Source organism: Flavobacterium sandaracinum, from assembly GCF_004349135.1.
In the GTDB taxonomy this organism is placed as follows: domain Bacteria; phylum Bacteroidota; class Bacteroidia; order Flavobacteriales; family Flavobacteriaceae; genus Flavobacterium; species Flavobacterium sandaracinum.
In genome coordinates this window covers 163,917-184,616 of record NZ_SMFN01000001.1, presented here as the reverse complement: position 1 = coordinate 184,616, position 20,700 = coordinate 163,917, and the positions used below count along the sequence as shown (strand labels likewise).

The 20,700-nt window shown below is 34.1% G+C and carries 16 protein-coding genes and 3 tRNA genes; 10 read left to right on the top strand and 9 right to left on the bottom strand.

What is annotated here, in order from left to right; genetic code table 11:
• The first annotated feature begins 52 nt into the window (after positions 1-52).
• The 4 genes from accC to E0F91_RS00775 all read left to right on the top strand — a co-directional run bounded on the left by accC (position 53) and on the right by E0F91_RS00775 (position 7,271).
• Positions 53-1,492 carry an acetyl-CoA carboxylase biotin carboxylase subunit gene (gene accC / locus E0F91_RS00790; RefSeq protein WP_132064480.1) on the top strand — a complete coding sequence of 480 codons (1,440 nt, stop codon included), beginning with the start codon at positions 53-55 and terminating at the stop codon, positions 1,490-1,492.
• 119 nt (positions 1,493-1,611) lie between these two features.
• Positions 1,612-3,153: an acyl-CoA carboxylase subunit beta gene (locus tag E0F91_RS00785; RefSeq protein ID WP_132064479.1), complete on the top strand. Its 1,542-nt coding sequence runs from the start codon at positions 1,612-1,614 to the stop codon at positions 3,151-3,153.
• Between the two features lie 419 nt (positions 3,154-3,572).
• The gene (locus tag E0F91_RS00780; RefSeq protein WP_132064478.1) at positions 3,573-5,684 is read left to right on the top strand and encodes a response regulator; all 2,112 of its coding nucleotides are present in this window, start codon (positions 3,573-3,575) and stop codon (positions 5,682-5,684) included.
• Positions 5,685-5,918: 234 nt separating this feature from the next.
• Complete coding sequence (locus E0F91_RS00775; RefSeq protein ID WP_132064477.1) at positions 5,919-7,271, top strand: NAD-dependent succinate-semialdehyde dehydrogenase; 1,353 nt, start codon at positions 5,919-5,921, stop codon at positions 7,269-7,271.
• A gap of 135 nt (positions 7,272-7,406) precedes the next feature.
• On the opposite strand, the gene E0F91_RS00770 is transcribed toward E0F91_RS00775, so the two are convergent.
• Entirely contained in the window at positions 7,407-7,886 is a 480-nt protein-coding gene (locus E0F91_RS00770; RefSeq protein ID WP_132064476.1) for a hypothetical protein, read from the bottom strand.
• 79 nt (positions 7,887-7,965) lie between these two features.
• Positions 7,966-8,271, bottom strand: a complete 306-nt coding sequence (locus tag E0F91_RS00765) for a hypothetical protein (RefSeq protein ID WP_132064475.1) — start codon at positions 8,269-8,271, stop codon at positions 7,966-7,968.
• Between the two features lie 571 nt (positions 8,272-8,842).
• Between E0F91_RS00765 and E0F91_RS00760 the strand changes: the two genes are divergently transcribed.
• Positions 8,843-9,892, top strand: coding sequence for an outer membrane beta-barrel protein (locus E0F91_RS00760; protein ID WP_132064474.1), 1,050 nt, complete (start codon positions 8,843-8,845; stop codon positions 9,890-9,892).
• Between the two features lie 565 nt (positions 9,893-10,457).
• On the opposite strand, the gene E0F91_RS00755 is transcribed toward E0F91_RS00760, so the two are convergent.
• From E0F91_RS00755 to E0F91_RS00735, 5 genes are all read right to left on the bottom strand, one after another.
• Positions 10,458-11,360 (bottom strand): N-acetylmuramoyl-L-alanine amidase, encoded by a 903-nt coding sequence (locus tag E0F91_RS00755; protein ID WP_132064473.1) that lies wholly within the window; start codon positions 11,358-11,360, stop codon positions 10,458-10,460.
• A gap of 30 nt (positions 11,361-11,390) precedes the next feature.
• Complete coding sequence (locus tag E0F91_RS00750) at positions 11,391-11,858, bottom strand: hypothetical protein (RefSeq protein WP_132064472.1); 468 nt, start codon at positions 11,856-11,858, stop codon at positions 11,391-11,393.
• 30 nt (positions 11,859-11,888) lie between these two features.
• On the bottom strand, positions 11,889-13,202 hold the full coding sequence (rimO, locus tag E0F91_RS00745; RefSeq protein ID WP_132064471.1) for a 30S ribosomal protein S12 methylthiotransferase RimO: 1,314 nt from the start codon (positions 13,200-13,202) through the stop codon (positions 11,889-11,891).
• 238 nt (positions 13,203-13,440) lie between these two features.
• Positions 13,441-15,018, bottom strand: a complete 1,578-nt coding sequence (locus E0F91_RS00740; RefSeq protein ID WP_132064470.1) for an OmpP1/FadL family transporter — start codon at positions 15,016-15,018, stop codon at positions 13,441-13,443.
• A gap of 54 nt (positions 15,019-15,072) precedes the next feature.
• On the bottom strand, positions 15,073-16,116 hold the full coding sequence (locus tag E0F91_RS00735) for a hypothetical protein (RefSeq protein ID WP_132064469.1): 1,044 nt from the start codon (positions 16,114-16,116) through the stop codon (positions 15,073-15,075).
• Positions 16,117-16,216: 100 nt separating this feature from the next.
• On the opposite strand from E0F91_RS00735, the gene proS reads away from it, so the two are divergent.
• From proS to rpsT, 5 genes are all read left to right on the top strand, one after another.
• Positions 16,217-17,695 (top strand): proline--tRNA ligase, encoded by a 1,479-nt coding sequence (proS, locus tag E0F91_RS00730; protein ID WP_132064468.1) that lies wholly within the window; start codon positions 16,217-16,219, stop codon positions 17,693-17,695.
• A 78-nt stretch (positions 17,696-17,773) separates the two neighbouring features.
• Positions 17,774-17,845 (top strand) — tRNA-Glu (locus tag E0F91_RS00725).
• Positions 17,846-17,893: 48 nt separating this feature from the next.
• A tRNA-Glu gene (locus tag E0F91_RS00720) sits at positions 17,894-17,965 on the top strand.
• Positions 17,966-18,002: 37 nt separating this feature from the next.
• Positions 18,003-18,074, top strand: a tRNA-Glu gene (locus tag E0F91_RS00715).
• A 33-nt stretch (positions 18,075-18,107) separates the two neighbouring features.
• Positions 18,108-18,359, top strand: coding sequence for a 30S ribosomal protein S20 (rpsT, locus tag E0F91_RS00710; protein ID WP_066078122.1), 252 nt, complete (start codon positions 18,108-18,110; stop codon positions 18,357-18,359).
• Positions 18,360-18,426: 67 nt separating this feature from the next.
• Here rpsT and E0F91_RS00705 read toward each other — a convergent pair whose 3' ends face one another.
• Together E0F91_RS00705 and E0F91_RS00700 are read right to left on the bottom strand one after the other, a co-directional pair.
• A complete protein-coding gene (locus tag E0F91_RS00705) occupies positions 18,427-18,837 on the bottom strand; it encodes a response regulator (RefSeq protein ID WP_132064467.1) in 411 nt (136 codons plus the stop codon).
• Complete coding sequence (locus E0F91_RS00700; RefSeq protein WP_132064466.1) at positions 18,837-20,552, bottom strand: PAS domain-containing sensor histidine kinase; 1,716 nt, start codon at positions 20,550-20,552, stop codon at positions 18,837-18,839. Before E0F91_RS00700 ends, E0F91_RS00705 begins: the two co-directional genes overlap by 1 nt.
• Positions 20,553-20,700: the final 148 nt, after the last annotated feature.

The window sequence follows — 20,700 nt, the reverse complement described above, 5'->3', positions numbered from 1 at the left end:
GGCTCTTTGTTCTAGTAGTGAAACGGTCTTTATTCTTTTAGTCTTATTAAATATGAAAAAAATATTAGTTGCCAATAGAGGGGAAATTGCCATTAGGGTAATGAAAACCGCACAAAAAATGGGCATTAAAACAGTTGCCGTTTATTCAACTGTAGATCGAAATGCACCTCACGTAAAATTTGCTGATGAAGCGGTTTGGATTGGTGAAGCACCTTCAAGTCAATCCTATTTGTTAGGACACAAAATCATTGAGGTAGCCAAAGCCCTAAATGTTGATGCAATTCATCCTGGTTATGGATTTTTGAGTGAAAATGCAGATTTTGCTGAAGAGTGTGAAAAAAACAACATCGTATTCATTGGTCCAAAATCCAAAGCCATTAGAGTTATGGGGAGTAAATTAGCAGCTAAAGAGGCTGTTAAAGACTATAATATTCCAATGGTTCCTGGTGTAGACGAAGCAATTACTGATATCGAAAAAGCAAAAGTAGCAGCCAACGCAATTGGTTTTCCCATTCTGATAAAAGCTTCGGCCGGAGGCGGTGGAAAAGGAATGCGAGTAGTCGAAAGCGAAAGTGATTTTGAATCTCAAATGGATCGTGCTATTAGTGAAGCAATAGCAGCATTTGGGGATGGTTCTGTTTTTATCGAAAAATATGTAGCCTCACCACGGCATATCGAAATTCAAGTGATGGCCGACAGTCACGGAAATATATTGTATTTATTCGAAAGGGAATGCAGCATCCAGCGTCGTCACCAAAAAGTAATTGAAGAAGCACCTTCATCCGTTCTCTCGCCTGAATTGCGCAAGCAAATGGGAGAAGCGGCTGTTTTAGTGGCTAAATCATGTGATTATTTAGGTGCGGGAACAGTAGAGTTTTTATTGGACGAAAATAATAATTTCTATTTCCTTGAAATGAATACTCGTTTGCAAGTAGAACACCCTGTTACAGAATGGATTACAGGTACTGATTTAGTAGAATTGCAAATCAGAGTAGCGAGAGGAGAAGTTTTATCGATGAAGCAAGAAGATTTAAAAATTAAAGGGCATGCAGTAGAATTGAGAGTCTATGCAGAAGATCCTACGAATGATTTTTTACCAAGTGTAGGGCACTTGGATGTGTATGAATTGCCTGTTGGCGAAAATATACGCGTCGATAATGGTTTTGAACAAGGAATGGATATTCCAATTTATTATGATCCCATGTTGGCCAAGTTAATTACTTACGGAGCAACTCGTGAAGAAGCGATTCAGTTGATGATTAAAGCGATCGATGGATATCATGTGGAGGGAGTACAAACTACTTTGCCTTTTGGGAAGTTTGTTTTTGAACATGAAGCCTTTCGTTCTGGAAATTTCGACACTCATTTTGTGAAAAAATATTACAATGCGGAGCTACTGAAAAACCAAATGGCTAAAGAAGCCGAAATTGCAGCTCTTGTGGCTATGAAACAGTATTTTGAAGATCAAAAAATAGTACGCTTATTACATTAAAATTATTGTTCTAGCCATTAAGAAATCAAGAAAAATTAAGCTCAGCTTTTCTAAATGAAACTAAATTTCTAAATGGTTTTCAAATAAAAATTAGCGAATTGGCGGTTAAAAAAATAAATATGAAAGACAAAATCAATATACTAAATGATAAAATCGCCGAAGCGCATTTGGGTGGTGGAAAAAATAGAATAGCAAAACAACATTCGAATAAAAAACTAACGGCGAGAGAACGTGTCAATTACTTGATGGACGAAGGTTCTTTCGAAGAAATTGGCATGTTGGTGACGCACCGAACGTCTGATTTTGGAATGGAAAAAGAACTGTATTATGGGGATGGTGTCATTACAGGATACGGAACCATCAACGGACGATTGGTTTATATTTTTGCTCAGGATTTTACGGTTTTTGGTGGTTCCTTATCTGAAACTCATGCTGAGAAAATCTGTAAAGTCATGGATATGGCCGTAAAAATGGGCGCACCCATGATTGGACTGAATGATTCTGGAGGAGCTCGAATTCAGGAAGGGGTACGTTCTTTGGGTGGTTATGCCGATATTTTTTACAGAAACGTACAAGCTTCAGGTGTAATTCCACAAATCTCTGCTATTATGGGACCCTGCGCTGGTGGAGCTGTTTATTCTCCTGCAATGACTGATTTTACGATGATGGTTGAAGACACCAGTTACATGTTCGTAACAGGTCCGAATGTAGTTAAAACGGTGACTAACGAAACGGTGACCTCAGAGGAATTGGGTGGAGCCAGCTCGCATTCCACTAAATCGGGTGTGGCACATATTACTTCTACCAATGATGTGGAGTGTCTGGAGGATTTGAAACGCTTGTTGAGTTATTTGCCGCAAAGCAATAAAGAAAAAGCACATAATTTAGCTTATGAATTAAATGATGAGGTTCGGGCACAATTAGCGACTATTATTCCAGATAATCCCAACAAACCATATGATATGCATGAGGTGATTGGTGGAATTATTGACGAGGATTCCTTTTATGAAATTCATAAAAATTATGCTGAAAATATTTTGGTGGGTTTTGCTCGATTGGGAGGAAAAAGCATTGGAATTATAGCCAACCAACCAATGATTTTAGCTGGTTGTCTCGATGTAAACAGTTCGAAAAAAGCAGCTCGATTTACCCGTTTTTGTGATTGTTTTAATATTCCGTTATTGGTTTTGGTGGATGTACCGGGATTTTTACCAGGAACTGATCAAGAATGGAACGGGATTATTGTTCACGGTGCAAAATTGTTGTATGCCCTCAGCGAAGCAACTGTGCCAAGAGTAACAGTGATTACGCGGAAAGCTTATGGTGGTGCGTATGATGTAATGAACTCAAAACACATTGGTGCCGATATGAATTTTGCTTGGCCCACTGCTGAAATTGCCGTGATGGGAGCCAAAGGTGCCTCTGAAATTATCTTCAAAAAAGAAATCAGCGATGCCGAAGATCATGAAGCAAAATTATTGGAAAAAGAAGCAGAATATGGTGAGTTGTTTGCAAATCCGTATACCGCAGCGCAACGTGGATTTGTTGATGAAGTAATCTTGCCAGAAGACACCAGACGCAAACTGATAAAAGCGTTTAGCATGCTCGAAAATAAAGTTATTGTAACTCCAAATAGAAAACACGGTAACATTCCTTTGTAATTATGAGATAGAATTAAAGAGAATAAATTTTTGAACTACCCCAAAAGTTAAGTGCTATTTGGGGTTTTTTATAAAAAAAAATCAAGAATGGGTTTGTTTTTTAATCTATTGACTACCAATTTTAGATTGTAAAGTGATTGGAATTTGTGATGCCGGTACAGTAGATACAAAATTTCAAAAAAATAATTTGATAAAAACCAACATGGAATTTAGGAGATAAATTTATAAATTAAACACAAGTTGGTTTAAGGCATGGTTTAAATTAATTATTTGATCAAAATTATGATAAACTGCATTAGTTTAAATGGTTGTGTTTTTTTATAAAAAAAAGCCTACCTTGCGGCGATTAAAAAAAAGTGATATATCCTACAAAAAAAACTTGAGATTTATCATTTATATTTTTTTGCTTGTCTAATTTTATGAAACGATTATTTAACTTAAATACGTATTTCAAATTACTTTTGTTGATTGCTTCAACAACTGTTTTCTTTTTTTTACTATATACTTCATTATATCTTTATACGCTTCAGGAAGAAGAACGTTTTTATAACACTACCTATAATCAGTATGATAGTGAGGTAAAATCGTTGTTTAGGCTCAACTCTAAAACGTCTACAGCCACAATTATTGATGTTACATTTTGGGATGAATTAGTCAATTTTACGAAAACAAAAGATAAAAATTGGTACAACGATTTCATAGTAAGTGAATTTGAATCCTATGAAATGGATTATATCGGGATTTACGATTTAGACAAAAAAATAATAAATAAAACAACATCGAACAAGATTAAAAGTTTTGATTTTATTCCTAAAGAGATGATGACCGTACTTTATGAGTCTAAACTTAAAAGGTTTTATGTAAAAATTCCTGAAGGTATCGTTGAGGTTTTTGCTGCAACAATTCATCCTTCAAGAGATCCAAAAAAGCGTAAAACAAAACCTTCAGGCTATTTTTTTATGGCCAGACTTTTAGATAAAACTTTTTCCTCTTCATTAGGAAATATAAGTAGTTCCGAAGTTAATTTGACCGCTTCTGATTATATGGTGAAACCCAAGGAGGATTTTGTTGTTGTAGCTTTAGATTTAAAAGATTGGAAAAATGAACGGATAAGCAAATTACTATTTAAAAGACCCTTTAATTTAAATTACAGCAAAACAAAAGAAATTCTTTTTATAGTTGTGGTGGCCTCAATAGTTAACATGCTTATTTTTATTTATTATACTAAAAAATGGGTTTACAATCCTTTAAAGTTAATCAAGAATATCTTGGAAACAGGCGACATTGATTCGATAAATAGTTTGAGAAAATCCAAAGGAGAGTTTGGTTACATTGGAAATCTTTTCGAAGAAAATAATAACCAAAGGAAGCAATTAGAGATTGCCAAGCAAAAAGCTGAAGAAAGTGATACGTTAAAATCATCATTCTTAGCTAATTTATCGCATGAAATCAGAACTCCTATGAATGCGATTATGGGTTTTAGTGATTTATTGACGGATGCTAACCTGACGGAAAATGAGAAATCCGAATATATAAAAATCATCAGGAATAGCGGAAATAGTTTAGTTTTTATTATTGAGGATTTAATTGAAATGTCCAGAATTGATGCAAAGCAAATCACGCCAAATTATAAAGGTTTAGATTTAGAAAAATGTATGGCCGATTTGTATAAGTCTATAAAAATAACCATTCCAAAAGAAAAAGAAATTGAGTTTTTTATTGTCGATAGCGCCGATAAAATTCAAAAGAACATCTTAACAGACGAAACAAAACTGAAACAGATTATTGTAAATTTAATAACAAACGCAGTAAAATTTACAGATAAAGGTTTCGTGTCTTTTGGCTATGAAATAAATAATAAAAAAGAAGTTATAGCCTTTACCATTCAAGATTCTGGTTTAGGAATTAGCGAGGATTATTCGAAAGTTATTTTTGATAGATTCAGAAGAATTGAAGCTAATGCTACCAATGAAATGAAAGGATTAGGATTAGGTTTGTCTATCACTAAGGCGTATGTAGAAATGTTGGGAGGCGAAATTAGCGTAAAATCTACTATAGGAATTGGATCTGTTTTTACATTTACAATACCGTTAAAGTATGATGAAACTATACTAGAAAGTCTGCCGACGAAGAAGATTTATTTTTCTGGAAATCAGGAGAGTGAAACTATTTTAATTGCGGAAGATGATAATATCAATTTCTTGCTATTAAAGAAAATTATTGAATCAAAGAACCATACCGTTTTACGTGCATTTAATGGCCAGGAAGCTGTAAATATTTGTGCTGAAAATCCAACTATTAGTTTGGTTTTTATGGATATAAAAATGCCAGTTTTAAATGGGTTTGAAGCATTTGCACTGATAAAAGCATTCAAGCCGGAACTTCCTGTTATTGCTCAAACCGCTTATTCATCCTTTGACGACAGAGAAAGAATCATGCAATATGGTTTTATGGACTATATTACAAAACCATTGGATAAAGAAAAAATATTTGAATTGTTGGATTCGATTTTTATGGAAAGTAACTCCTAAATTTAACACATTTGCGTTGATGAATTCAAGAAAGCTGATTTTTTACAGCCAAAATTTGTTCATCAGCTAAAGTTTTATTTAGGCACTTTCATCTAAATTATAGAATTATAATAGCTAAACGGATTTGTTACTAATCAGATATAGCAAAAGCAATTGAGTAACTTTAGCGTGAATTTGAAACCATTTTCAGCTGCTTACTAGCTACCTTTATAACAAATTTTAAATACAACGAACATGATCTTTAAATCCATAAATCCATTTTCACAAGAAGTAATTGCTGAACATGAAGTATTAACAAATACGCAACTCAATCACAAGCTTAAATTGTCCGAAAGCGCTTTTAAAGATTGGAAGACTACTTCTTTTCAAGAAAGAGCAGATAAAATGCAAAGACTTGCAGCTGTTTTAAGAGAAAATAAAGAAAAATTAGGATTGCTTATTACGAACGAGATGGGCAAAATTATAATTGAAAGTAGAGCTGAAGTAGAAAAATCAGCAAGTAATTGTGATTATTACGCCGACCATGCGGAGGAAATGCTACAAGACGAATACTATAGCACACCATTCAAGAGTCTGTCTGTTTATGATCCCATGGGAGCTGTTTTTGCAATAATGCCGTGGAATTATCCTTTTTGGCAAGTATTGCGTTATGCGGCACCAGCAATTATGGCAGGAAACGTTACCCTTTTAAAACATTCTTCCAATGTAATTGGGTGTGCTAAGGCGATTGAAAGTGCTTTTTTAGAAGCCGGTTTTCCTGAAGGAGTTTTTCAACAAATAAGCATTGAAATACCGCAGGTCGAAAGTGTTATAGCCTCTAATATTGTCCATGGAATTACTTTGACCGGTAGCGAAGGTGCAGGTTCATCAGTAGCCTCGCTGGCGGGAAAACACATCAAAAAGACAGTAATGGAGTTGGGAGGTTCGGATGCATTTATCGTATTAAATGATGCTGATCTAGAGAAAGCCGCCCATGTTGCGGCACAATCCCGAATGTTAAATGCGGGGCAGGCTTGTATTTGCGCTAAACGTTTTATAGTTACAGAAAAAGTAGCTGATGAATTTGTATCACTTTTTGCTCAAAATATAAAAGCTTTAAAACAGGGGAATCCAGTTCAAGAAGGAATTGAGATGGGACCTTTGGCTCGATTAGATTTAGCAGAAACTTTAGCAGATCAATTGGAAAAATCATTACAACAAGGAGCAAAATTAATAGTTGGAGGAGAGCGGGAAAGCTGTAACTTCCAACCCACTTTAATTGATTTTGTTACCGTTAATTCAATTGCATTTCAGGAAGAAACTTTTGGCCCACTGGCAACGGTTAGTAGAGCCAAAGATGAAAATGATGCCATTGCAATTGCCAATAATCATAGATACGGATTAGCTGCTGCAATATGGACAGAGGACCGTGAACATGCCTATAGACTAGCAAGAAAGATAGAAGCAGGAAATGTCTTTGTGAATTCTTTAGTACGATCTGATTCGAGAGTTCCTTTTGGGGGAATAAAAAAATCGGGCTATGGTAGGGAGTTAGGAGCAGTAGGGATTAAAGAATTTATGAATATGAAATCACTAGTTATAGAATAATTTCTTTTTTAAAAGGAAAGGTGTGGTTTAATAAAAAAACGAGAATAGAAATTGTTTTACACAATCTATTCTCGTTTTTTTGTTCAGATAAAAAAGAGCTTTGGATGTTTTTTTGCAAAGTGGCCCCCCTCTTTCTTAATACGTATACATAACTGCTTTTAAATCTTTAGACTTGGTGGAAAGGATCACAATAAATGGGAATCCTTTATCGGCCGCATTTTCTTTTAATCTTTTTGCCGCTCCATCCTTAAAAGATAGATTAGTTTCTCCTTTAGTTTTTCCTAAGAAGCTACTTATGGTTCCGGATTCTCTCAAGCCTTCAGTTTGGGAGGGATTTAAAACGATGACTTTGTTATAATCGGCCTTTCCAGATAAAGCTATTTTTTCCGATACGGTTTTAGCTTCTTTTTTTGATTTTTCGTGCAATTTGGAAATTGAAAATTGGCTAATTTTCTTTTCTTCGGTACTTTCTACATTGGTATAGTAGACTAAATTATTTTCAATTTTAATGAAGTTTACCTTCATTGTTTCTCCGTTATGTTTTGTGATCTCATGGGTTTGTGCCATAAATGACACTGTAAAGGAGAGTGCGAGTATTGTGAATATAGTTCTCATTTGTTGTATATTTTTTATATTGATATTTCTTAAAGCTTTGGTTACCTCTATTTCATTTTTTATGGATATTGGAGAGTCTTTATCCTTGTTTTGGTGGCGGAGTTGTCTTTTGCAAGGCAAATTCCTTCATGCTGAACAAATCAGTAGAATGTATGCTGGTTTTTTCAAAAATAGAAAATTCTAAAGAACGAATACTTTCGATGGTGTTCAAGAAAAGTGTTTTTGTTTTGATTTCTAGATTGTTTTCCTCTGATTGCTTTTCCGACTGTTCGTAAAAATCAAATTTTTTATCTCCATCTAGTATAGCAAATCCATCACTTATCCATACACAAGAGAATGTGACAAATGCTAAAAATAAACAAGCTTTGATTAGTGTTTGATTCATCTTCTAAAAATAATAAAAAGGAATCCAAATACAATTAAAATTTTCATAAAATAAGTAAAGCGCTATTTGTTTCGGTGCTCTAGTTAGATGGTTTGAGCTTTGTCAAAATAGTGTAAAGATTTAGTTTTAACTGGATAGAATTAAGTAAGTTGTTGTCTATTTTGTTTTTAATTAATAATTTAATATTTTATGGACATGGGGTTTTTTTAAGGGGTATGTATAAATATAAGTATTGTAATTTTATAAATATTCAGATTTAAAAACTATAATATTTTAAAATGTATAAATAAATAGGGGGTAGGTGTAAAAATAATATTATTGTATTTTTAAAATAGTTCCTTAAAAATAGAGAATAAACATTTTATTTTATTCATTTTTCGTTATTGATAATTCTTCTTAAATCTCGATAAATAAGTTGGGAATAATAATCTAAGTGGAATAAAAGTTAATAAATTCGCTTTAATAAAAAGAGAATTTTACGGTATAAAGGCTTTAAAAAATGCCTGAAACCTACAAAATTTGAAGCAAAACGATTAATTATACAACTTATTACGAATCAAAACAACCAAAAATGAAAAACCAACTAACTACTTTAGTAATTTTACTAACAACTACATTAACATTTGCACAGGAAGAAACTCCTGCTCCTACAACCACTTTTGCGGGATCAGCGGACGCGTATTACAAATATGATTTTTCTGGCATAGATAATAGTTTAACGAGTTTCACGAATTCTCATAACTCCTTTGAATTGGGAATGGCTTCTATAGAGGCTTCTCACAAAATGGGTAAAGCATCTGTTTTTGTAGATTTGGGTTTTGGAAACAGAGCGGCTCAATTTACTTATAATGACGGGGCAGAAACTTTTATGATTAAACAATTGAATTTTACTTATGAATTTTCAGATAAATTTAAAGTAACCGCAGGAAGCTTTGGGACTCATATTGGATATGAGTTAGTGGATGCAGTCGATAATAAGAATTATAGTATGTCTTATGCATTTACGTATGGTCCTTTCTTCAATACTGGCGTAAAAGCACAATATACATCAGGAAAGTTTAGCTTGATGGCTGGTGTTTCGAACCCAACTGATTTCAAAACAACAATTGAAGCGGGTTCTTCTCAGAAAACATTTATCGGGCAAGTGGCATTTTTGGGAGATAGCGGTAGTGCTTACTTTAACGTAACTTCAGGGAGTAGTAATCCATCGTCAGATGAAAATAAAACCCAATTTGATTTTGTGGGAACAAAAAAAGTAAGCGATGTTTTTTCACTTGGATTTAATGGGACGTATGCAATGACTAATAATGATTTTAATACTGCATTAGATGGCGAATGGTTTTCTTTAGTAGGATATGCTAATGTAACTTTTAAAGAATCCTTAAGTTTAGCTTACAGATTGGAATACTTAGATGCTAAAGAGGCTACAGCAGGACTAGGTTTGCTTGCTGGAACTAGCGTTGTGGGTAATACATTGTCCTTGAATTATAAAGTAGGGAATCTAACTATTATACCAGAGTTTCGCGTAGATATGGCCTCAGAGGATATCTTTTCAAATAGTGATGCAGCGCCAAAAGGAGTTACTGCGTATGCTTTACTCGCAACTACCTATTCATTCTAATTCCAATACTATTTTTTTTTGCTGCCAGAATACTTTTAAGTATTTTGGCAGTTTTTTTTACAGGGTAGTATAAGTAAAATTACAACAATGAAAAACGAACTTTTTTAAGCGATTCATTATTTTGTAACCTTCCATTAAGAGGGGTTTTGTATCATTGTATTGAAAAAGTAGTTGATAAAACAGCTGTTGTTCTGCATTAAATTATTAAACTATGCGATCTCTCATATTCTAGTTGTAGCTTAAAAACAGCGTTTTAACCACAGCGTAATAATTTTTTAAATCATGATCTCATTTTTGAATCTGTGATAAAATTTTACTGATTTTTGTCGATTTAATCTTGCGTACATTTAATCAATCTTACTAAATAGAAGACCATCTAGTTAGAAATAGTTTAGTTATTTTGTCGATTAATTCTCTAAACGCTAATGTAAAAAATAGGTAATTTACAGTACATTATTTAGTGCGAACACTATAATTTTTTGCGTCATTGAATGATACTATTACAACTAAAAATAGTCTTATCAAAAGCCTAGAAGAAGTTTTTAATATTTAATCTCGTACTTATTTATTGCTTTTTATAAATAGAATAAATAGTGTTTATCGTTTTTTCATCTAAAAGATCATTTACTTCGGTTTGAATAAAATGTAGTTTGAATGCGATAATTGCAGCAGATAAATTCTTAGTATCGTAACCTATGATTCGTAAACCTTGTTCTATATTGAAATCAGCGGGAGCTGTCTCTAAAAAAGCATCAGGCCAAACTCCAAACCCTTTTTCGGCTAATATTTTCCAAGGAAATAGAGCACTTGGGTCTTTTTTTCGTGTGGGTGCAATATCAGCGTGACCTATAATATTTTGGGACGGAATATTGTAGTCTTTTTTTAACTTAGTTAAAAGAGCCAGCAAACTATTAATCTGTAATTCAGAAAAAACTTCAGATCCATTATTGTCCAGTTCTATGCCTATTGATGTAGAATTAATATCGGTGTTTTTGCCCCAAGAACCATTTCCTGCATGCCATGCTCTTAAATAGTCATTTAGCATTTGAATGACTTTCCCATCATCGGAAATTAAATAGTGAGAGCTAACTTGCGTCGCTATTTTTGTAAATGTATTTATTGTCTGTTGCAGAGAATCTTGTGCGGTGTGATGAATAATAATGAAGTTAGGTTTTCTTAAATTAAAATTTACGGTTCCTATCCATTCTGTATTGATTCCGTTTTCTAATGGGGTTGGACCCATTTTAAAAATAGTATCCTTATAAGTCTGTAATTGTTTTGTGTATAAAGTGTCAATGTTTAGTACAACATGAGGTATAACCGGCAATGGATGCGGATCTTTATTTGAAATAGTTTCTTTTAATGATTTAAGTTTTTCATCATATACTTTCTCCGTTTTTTTGTAAGGATTGGAAGAGCAGGAAGTAATAATGCCGGCAAAAATCAGATAATAAAAAATTTTTCTCATGTACGTTTATTTAACAAAGACTTCAAGCAGTTACTTAGATTTTTTTTTGGATTTTTTTGGATTTTTTGCTGCTTCATTAAGGGCGATAAATTTTTCTTTCTGATCCTTATTCAGTAATTCCATTATTTTTCTATCGGTAACCTCCGAAAGAACTTTCAAGTTTTCTATTTTAAGTTCTTGGCTAGTCTCCGCTTTCATGAGCATGCCTTGCGTTCTAATACTTTCGTTTAAAACATTAGAAAGCGCCACTACTTGAAGTTCATCAAGAAGGAGTTCGGGTTTTATTCGCTCGATTATTTTTGCAACCGTAACTTCAACAGGAATCTCTTTCGGTTTTTCCTGTGTTCTATTTTGATCCATCGAACTATTCATGCGGCGATTCCCACCATTATTATTTCCATAACCATTATTGAATCCGCCATTTCCAAATTGTGCGGAAACCGTATTTGAAAATAATGCAATAAACAGGACCGTTAGAATAGATTGAAGTGGTTTCATAATTAATGTTTTAAATCAAATAATATAAATTTAAGCGGGTTCTCCGTATAAATCAAATTCTGTTGCTTCTATAATTTTTATTAGGGCAAATTCGCCAGTTTTAACATAATGCTTGGATGCATCTATCAAAACTTCGTTATCTACATCAGGGCTATCAAATTCTGTTCGTCCTACAAAATGACCTCCTTCTTTTCTATCGATAATGCATTTGAAAACCTGACCTACTTTTTCTTGGTTTAAATCCCAAGAAATTTGTGATTGTAATTCCATTATTTCATTGGCACGATCTTGCTTCACCTGGTCTGGAACGTCATCTTCAAGCAAGTAAGCATGTGTATTTTCTTCATGAGAATAGGCAAAACAACCCATTCTGTCAAATTTCATTTCTTGAACAAATTCTTTCAATATATTGAAATCTTCTTGCGTTTCTCCGGGATAACCAACAATCAAAGTCGTACGAATAGCCATGCCTGGAACAGCAGCGCGGAATTCTTGTAGTAATTTAGTTGTTTTTGCTTGAGTGGTTCCACGACGCATAGATTTCAAAATTGAATCTGAAATGTGTTGCAATGGAATATCTAAATAATTACAAATTTTAGGCTCTCGCTTCATGATTTCCAGTACTTCCATTGGAAAACCAGTAGGGAAAGCGTAATGCAAACGAATCCATTCGATTCCTTCAACCTTAACTAGCGCTTCTAATAATTCTCCAAGGGCTCTTTTTTTGTAAATATCCAAACCGTAATAGGTCAAATCCTGAGCTATCAAAATTAATTCTTTTACGCCATTTTTAGCCAGCCCTTCAGATTCTTTTACTAGTTTTTCAATAGTTTGGGAAACATTTTTCCCTCGCATTAATGGGATTGCACAAAAACTGCAGGGTCTATCGCAACCCTCTGAAATTTTTAGATACGCATAGTTTTTAGGAGTGGTTGTTAGACGTTCGCCTAATAATTCGTGCTTGTAATCAGCGCCTAAAGCTTTTAGTAAAGCAGGCAATTCCGTTGTGCCAAAAAACTGATCCACATTAGGGATTTCTTTTTCTAAATCGGGACGGTAACGCTCTGAAAGACATCCAGTAACAAACACTTTATCAACAAGTCCTCTTTCTTTTTTATCAGCATACTCTAAAATCATGTTCACTGATTCCGCCTTAGCATTATCAATAAACCCGCAAGTATTTATTACAATAATATTTCCTTCTTCTGCTTCCGGAGCCTCGTGTGTAACATCTTTTCCGCTTGCGCGAAGCTGACCCATAAGTACTTCACTGTCATATACATTCTTTGAGCACCCTAGAGTGATCACGTTTATTTTATTCTTTTTTAAAGACTTCGTTCTCATATCATTAGAATCCCTATAATTTGGGAATTTTGCAAAATTACAATTTTTATTTCAACTGAACTTGTTTCAGTTTCTATTAATTCATTTCGCACCATAAAAGTTTGTGTTTTTTATGGAGCTATTCCTGCTGTACGTTGCAATCTTCCGCTAAAAAGCGGGAGGATTTTCACTGCCATCAGGGCTAAAAAAAATCCGTTTCATAATCACGAAACGGATTTATTATGCTAATTGGAATAGTTTACAATTCAAACAGCAAGGTTACTGATACAGCGTTGTTTACAGCATTTATGCTTGCGCCATCAGTGAGTCCTTGACTAAAAAATCCTTGTTGTGCGTTTCTTTTGGCATAAGAGTAGGCTAAATCAACTTTTGTTGAACCAAAACTGTATCCTAAACCGCCTGAATAACCAGTTAAATCCCCTAATGTTACAGCATTTTTGTACGGACTTTGTTCGTAGCGGTATCCTGCTCTTAAACTTAAAGCTTCTATCTTATATTCAGCTCCTATTCTCAATTCACCAGTAGAAGATAAAATGGAATTCATTTCGCTGTTTAAATTATTAAAATAAGAATCATTTTCAGGTTTGAATTTAGTATTGCTGTAATCCTTCATAGCATAATCAACACTTATCAAACCGGATTTTCCAAAAACATAAGCAAAACTTCCAGTTAACTTACTTGGCGTTTGCAGTTTATAAAGTTCGTATCTGTTTACATACTGAGGATTCACATCATTAGTAATATCATCAGCATTTGTAGCGCTCCTTACGACAACTAGTCTTTGGGATAATTCGTCATTTAAATTGTACCATGTAGATGATTCATAAGCAAGACCTAAACGAACTTCATTCGTCAGTTTTGCAATAGCTCCTACTTGGAAAGAGAATCCAGTTCCATAGGTGTATAATTCGTTTTCAAAGCTCAATCTGCTTACGGTATAATCTGCTGTTACTGGTGCATTATTATCTTCATAAAAAGTGGATGATTTGCGATAGTCAGTAAAATGAGAATTCAAATTAAGCCCAATATACAATTTGTCTTTATACGATGTTGCTGCATTAAAAGATAGTTTTCCATTATAACCAGTGCTATAGATAGAATTTTCTTGGTAATAATTGCCTCCAGCTGGAACATTCGAAGTGTAAGGAGAGTTATTGTTATTGGTGTCAACTGCATCAATTACGAAGCCTTGATACCCTAAAAATGCTTGCTGAGCGGAGTATCCGTTTAAGTTTTGATATTGATTATTAGGAAGATTAGTTCCTAAAAATGAATATAAATCTGATATTGTTTCGCCAGGAACCCTATTTACAAATTCTTGTGGAACTGGAGCCCCATTATTAGAGTTGTTAGCATAACTCAAAAAGTAGTTGGCTATTGAATTGTTTGGATTCGTTCCTGCAGAAAATAAGCCATTATCAAAATTATTGGTATTTTCATAATTGATACCGAGTGAAACTTTTGTCCAATTGCTATTTCCTTTGTTGTTAAATACAAATACAGCTCCAGCTTGATTTAAATCGAAGGAATTGCTTTTTTCGGATGTTGTGGTTCCAAAGTAATTGGAGTTGTTTTTAATATCGTAATTACTTAGAGTAATTGCCATTTGATTATTCGAAAAAATGGCAGAACCTGCTGGGTTTACATTTATGGAAGATAAATCTCCTCCTAATGCTCCAAACGCACCACTCATAGCCCTGAAGCGTGCTGTACCGCTCAGATTATCTTGTGAATAGCGCAGTGCATCAGAGATTTCTTGTGATTGCGCAACGCTTACAGAGAAGCTTAATGCTACTAAAAATATATATTTTTTCATATAATGGAATCGTTATAATTTAATACTATAAAAAAGAAGGGAGCTTCGTTTTGGTTATCCTCTACCGCCTCTACCGCCACCTCCAGATGATCTACCTCCACCTCCAGAATTTCCGCTGCTACCCGATCCTCTGGAACTGCTTGATCCACTATTGCTAGGGCTATACGATCTTGAATTGTTGTCGTTTGTTGAACTCGGAGTATAAGATCTTTCCGGTCTGTTGCTTTGGTTGCGTGTAGCGTTACCACTTCCTCTTCTACTTGGATTGTAATTCGAGTTGTTTTGCGATTGTCCTTGATTTCTTGAAAATGTTGGACTATTTCTATTGAATCCGTTTGTAGTATTTCTTCGGAAATCGGTATTTGTGTTTCCTCTACCATTAAAATCGTTTCTACGGTTAATGGTATTGCCTTGGTTTCTAGAATAATTTGCTGAATTTCGGGTACTTAAATTTCTATCCGTACTAGTGTTGGTGTTGTAGGAAGAGCCTCTTCGGCCTCTATTATAAGAATAACCAACATTATTATTTGAAGTAGGATATCCCCAATTGTTTCCGTACCAATTATTCCATCCAAAGCCTGCATTCATGCCCCAACCAAAACCACCATTCCAGCCCCAGTTGTTCATTCCCCAGCCGAAACCGCCATTCCAGCCCCAGTTGTTTCCATACCAGTTGTTCATTCCCCAACCGAAACCACCATTCCATCCCCAATTGTTCATGCCCCAATTGTTCATACCCCAATTGTTGTCGTAGATGTTTATGCTTACGCCTTGTGGATTGCTACCCCATCCAGGATAACTTGCGTTGTCTTGTAGAGAGTCGTTTTCAATGTTATAATTATTATAGTTGTCTACATCTGTAAAAATTTCTACAGGTTGATTGTTGTTCTGCAAAGATCCGAAATAGTCTTTGTATTGATTGTTGGGAGCATTTTCTGTCTCTACTGCAACAACTCTTCTTGGAGTATTACCATATATTCCATCAGAATCATAGTAAGAGCTGTTTTGATAAGAGCCACAAGATGCAAACAAAATGCTCAAAAATCCAACTAAGTAATATGATGTTGGATTTTGTAAGGAAAGAGTGTTAGTTTTCATATATATGGAGTTTTTATTGTTGGACACTACAAAAATAGTTAGTTTTGCGTAACTATTTACTTAAAATTATTAATGCAAAATTTGTGCCAAACTATTCAATATGAGTAAGAACTTAACTACGAGAGCAGACGATTATTCAAAATGGTATAATGAGTTGGTTGTCAAAGCCGATTTAGCCGAAAATTCAGGAGTTAGAGGCTGTATGGTTATCAAGCCGTATGGTTATGCAATATGGGAAAAAATGCAAGGGGAGTTGGATCGAATGTTTAAAGAAACGGGGCATCAAAATGCCTATTTTCCATTATTTGTGCCGAAAAGTATGTTTGAAGCCGAAGAAAAAAATGCAGAAGGATTTGCTAAGGAATGTGCTATCGTAACGCATTACAGGTTAAAAAATGATCCAGACAGACCTGGCAAATTAATGGTAGATCCTAATGCAAAATTAGAAGAAGAATTGATTGTTCGTCCCACCAGTGAGGCAATTATTTGGTCTACTTACAAGGGTTGGGTTCAGTCCTACAGAGATTTACCGTTGTTAATCAATCAGTGGGCTAACGTGGTTCGTTGGGAAATGAGAACCAGATTGTTTTTGAGAACAGCAGAGTTTTTATGGCAAGAAGGACATACGGCTCATGCAACAAAGGCAGAAGCTATTGAAGAATCAGAAAAAATGATGAATGTATATGCTGATTTTGCTGAGAATTTTATGGCAATTCCAGTTATAAAAGGAATAAAAACAGAAACGGAACGCTTTGCGGGAGCTGAAGAAACATATTGTATTGAAGCATTGATGCAAGACGGGAAAGCTTTACAGGCTGGAACTTCACATTTCTTAGGTCAGAATTTCGCTAAAGCCTTTGATGTTAAGTTTGCAAATGCTGAAGGAAAGCAAGAGTACGTTTGGGGGACTTCATGGGGCGTTTCAACTCGCTTAATGGGTGCGTTAGTAATGACGCATTCAGATGATCAAGGATTGGTGTTGCCTCCTAGTTTAGCGCCTATTCAAGTCGTGATTGTGCCTATTTATAAATCAGATGAGCAATTAGCTCTTATATCCGCTGAGGTCAATATTTTGACTGCAGCTCTGAGAAAATTAAATATCTCTGTAAAATTTGATGACAGGACTACTCAGAAGCCTGGTTTTAAATTTGCGGAATGGGAGTTGAAAGGGGTGCCAGTACGAATTGCTGTAGGTCCAAAAGATCTAGAAAATGGAACTTTTGAGGTTGCAAGAAGAGATACGTTGTCTAAAGAAGTAATTTCTAAAGATGAAATTGAAACTTATGTCAGTGATTTATTGAAACAAATTCAAAAAGAATTGTTCGAAAAAGCGTTAGATTATAGAAATACACATATTACGGAGGTAAATAGTTTTGATGAGTTTAAAGAAGTTTTAGAGACTAAAGGAGGTTTTGTATCAGCACATTGGGACGGTACAGCAGCGACCGAAGAAAAGATTAAAGACTTGACTAAAGCGACCATTAGATGTATTCCACTAGACAGGGTAGAAGTGATGGGAAGCTGCGTTTTTACTGGAGAAAGTTCAGTTGGAAGAGTACTGTTTGCTAAGGCATATTAAAAAAAAATATTTTTTTTCGCATCAGCTATTGCGCTTCTCAAAAATAGTTGTATTTTTGCATCCGCATTAGAGAAGCAGGGCCCGTTCGTCTATCGGTTAGGACGCATGGTTTTCATCCATGTAAGAGCGGTTCGATTCCGCTACGGGCTACTATTTTTATTGCAGATTTAAAGTTTTCCTGAACTTAGAGGGAATAATGGCCCGTTCGTCTATCGGTTAGGACGCATGGTTTTCATCCATGTAAGAGCGGTTCGATTCCGCTACGGGCTACAATTCAATAGCATATTGATAAAACTTAGGGGATAATGGTCCGTTCGTCTAGGGGTTAGGACGCCAAGCTTTCGTCTTGGTAACAGGGGTTCGATTCCCTTACGGACTACAAAAAAATAGTAAAAGATAAAAAAGCAATAAAATGGCAAATCATAAATCAGCTCTAAAGAGAATCAGAACTAACGAAAAGAGAAGAGTATTAAACAGATACCAGCACAAGACTACTCGTAATGCGATTAAAGCATTAAGGATAGCTACAGATAAAACTGATGCTACATCTAAATTGTCAAATGTAATCTCTATGATTGATAAGTTAGCGAAAAAAAATATTATTCATGATAACAAAGCTTCTAATTTAAAATCTAAATTAACGAAACTTGTTTCTAAATTGTAATTAATTCAATTTAGCACGTACAAAAAAAGCTTTCATTTTATGAGAGCTTTTTTTGTACGTGCTATTTTTATTTTAATTTATCTTTTAAGTATTCCAGCATTGATTGAGTGATTGGTTTTGATAAAAAGTCAATAACCATTGGATACTTCTTTGATTTTTCTAAGTCCTCCGGGTCAATTGTCGAGGAAAGTACAACAACCTTTATTGTATTGAATTCTTCAAAATCTGTACTGTTGAAATAATCTAAAAATTCCCAACCACCCATTACGGGCATGTTTAAATCTAGAAAAATGAGTTGTGGTTGAACTATTGGTTTATTTTTGTTGCTAGTGTGTTTTATAGTATTGAAGAAATTAAGCGCTTCTTCGCCATTCTGGGATGTAATTATTTCACTAGAAAATGATGATCGAATGATTACTTTTTTGCAAAGCATAAGTGTTATGGGGTCGTCATCTATACATAAAATTTGATCTAACATTATTGTTTGTTTTTAAATGTTAATGTAAATGCAGTTCCTTTATTAACTTCACTTTCAATTTCGATAGTGCCTCCCATCGTTTCAACTTGTGATTTAACTAGATAGAGTCCAAGTCCTTTGCTGTCTGGATAATTATGAAACCTTTGGTAAAGTCCAAAAACTTTGTCCTTATTTCGAACCAAGTCGATACCTATGCCATTGTCTTTGAAAATTAAAACAACAGTATCGTCAATTTCGTGCGTTGTAATTGTTATCTTGAGCTTTCTATTTTCAGATTTGTATTTTACGGCATTGGTCAAAAGATTTAGTAATATGCTTTCTATGTAAGCTTTGTTAATATGAATGATAGAAACTTTTTCAAAATCGAGTTTAATTATTGGCTTGTGTAATTGAATTTGAAAATCAAGCTGACTAAAAACATTTTCAAATATTTCTTTAATCAACACTGCTTCTTTTTTGATGGAAGGATTGTCTTTTATGACAATTACCTTAACAAGATCGTTGATTGTCTCGTTTAATAAATGAGTAGATTTATTAAAACCACTTAAAATTTCGTTTAATTCTTGGTTTTCGATGGGGATGTCCTCCAGTAAATTCAGTAATCCTGTTAAGTTTGATAATGGTGCTCTGAGATTATGGGAGGTAATATAAGAAAATTGCTTTAGGTCTTTATTGTTTTGCGTTAGTTCTCTTATGAGTTGCTCTTTTTCTTTTTCTTGCTTTTTTTCATCGGTTATATCTCGTTGTATTGAAATCCAATGGGAAAGTTCATTATCTAAGTTAAAAATAGGAATCATTGAGAGACGCACATAATACTCCACTTTGTTTTTAGTGTAGCTTATCGTTTCGATAAGGCATTCTTCTTTGTTGTTTATAGCAGCTAATAATTTTTTAAGTTCATTAGCGTCCGAGTTTGGACTATTAAATAGGTCGGGTGATTTGCCTATAATTTCAATTGCTTCGTATCCTGACATGATCGAAAAAGCAGGATTTACATAAATGATGTTTGGAATTTTACCATCGATGGAATCGGCCTCGGTAATAATTATAGAGTCTTTAGACTGTATAATTACGGTCTCTAATAATTTAAGTCTTTGTTCTTCTTCCTTTTGTTTGGTGATATCTTGTATGGCTCCAATCATTCTGACTGCTTTCCCAGTATCATCTTTTAATAAAAAGCCTTTATCTAGAACGTATTTATAAGAGTTGTCAGCACATCTAAAACGATATTGATCCTGCCAGTTTTCTGTTTTTTGTTCGATAAAGGAGTAGAGTCTGATGGACATTTTAATGCTGTCTTCAGGGTGAATTTTGTCAAACCACCAATTTGAATTGTCGTCTACTTCTTCTTGTGTGTATCCAAAAACGCTTTCAATTCCTTTGTTCCAAGAAAAGCTGTCTTCTTGTATTTTCCAGTCCCAAATGGTATCGCTAGTTGCCTTCGCTACAATGTTATATTTTTCATTTGATTCTTTTATTTCGTCATTTGTGTTTTTGAGTTTTTTAAATATTGCGACGTTTCGGTTGTCATTTTTCGAGAGAATAAGCTTAAAAATGATACCAGTAAACAGTACAAATAAAATATCTTTAGTAAAAGTGTAAAATGAAAGATTTTCATTAGAAATATATTGCTGTAATAGTTTGTGACAAACAATAGCTACAAACATTGAGATAAGAATGTAGATGATGATTACTTGATTGGTTTTGCTTTTCATTACTCAAATATAAATAATTATTGCTGAATTATTAAATATCAGTCACAACTTATTTTTAAGTTTTTTTTAACCATCTTTTTTTTTGATCTAATAGGTTAAGAATATGTAAACTATTGCATAAATATTTTTTATATCAAAATAAAGTGTA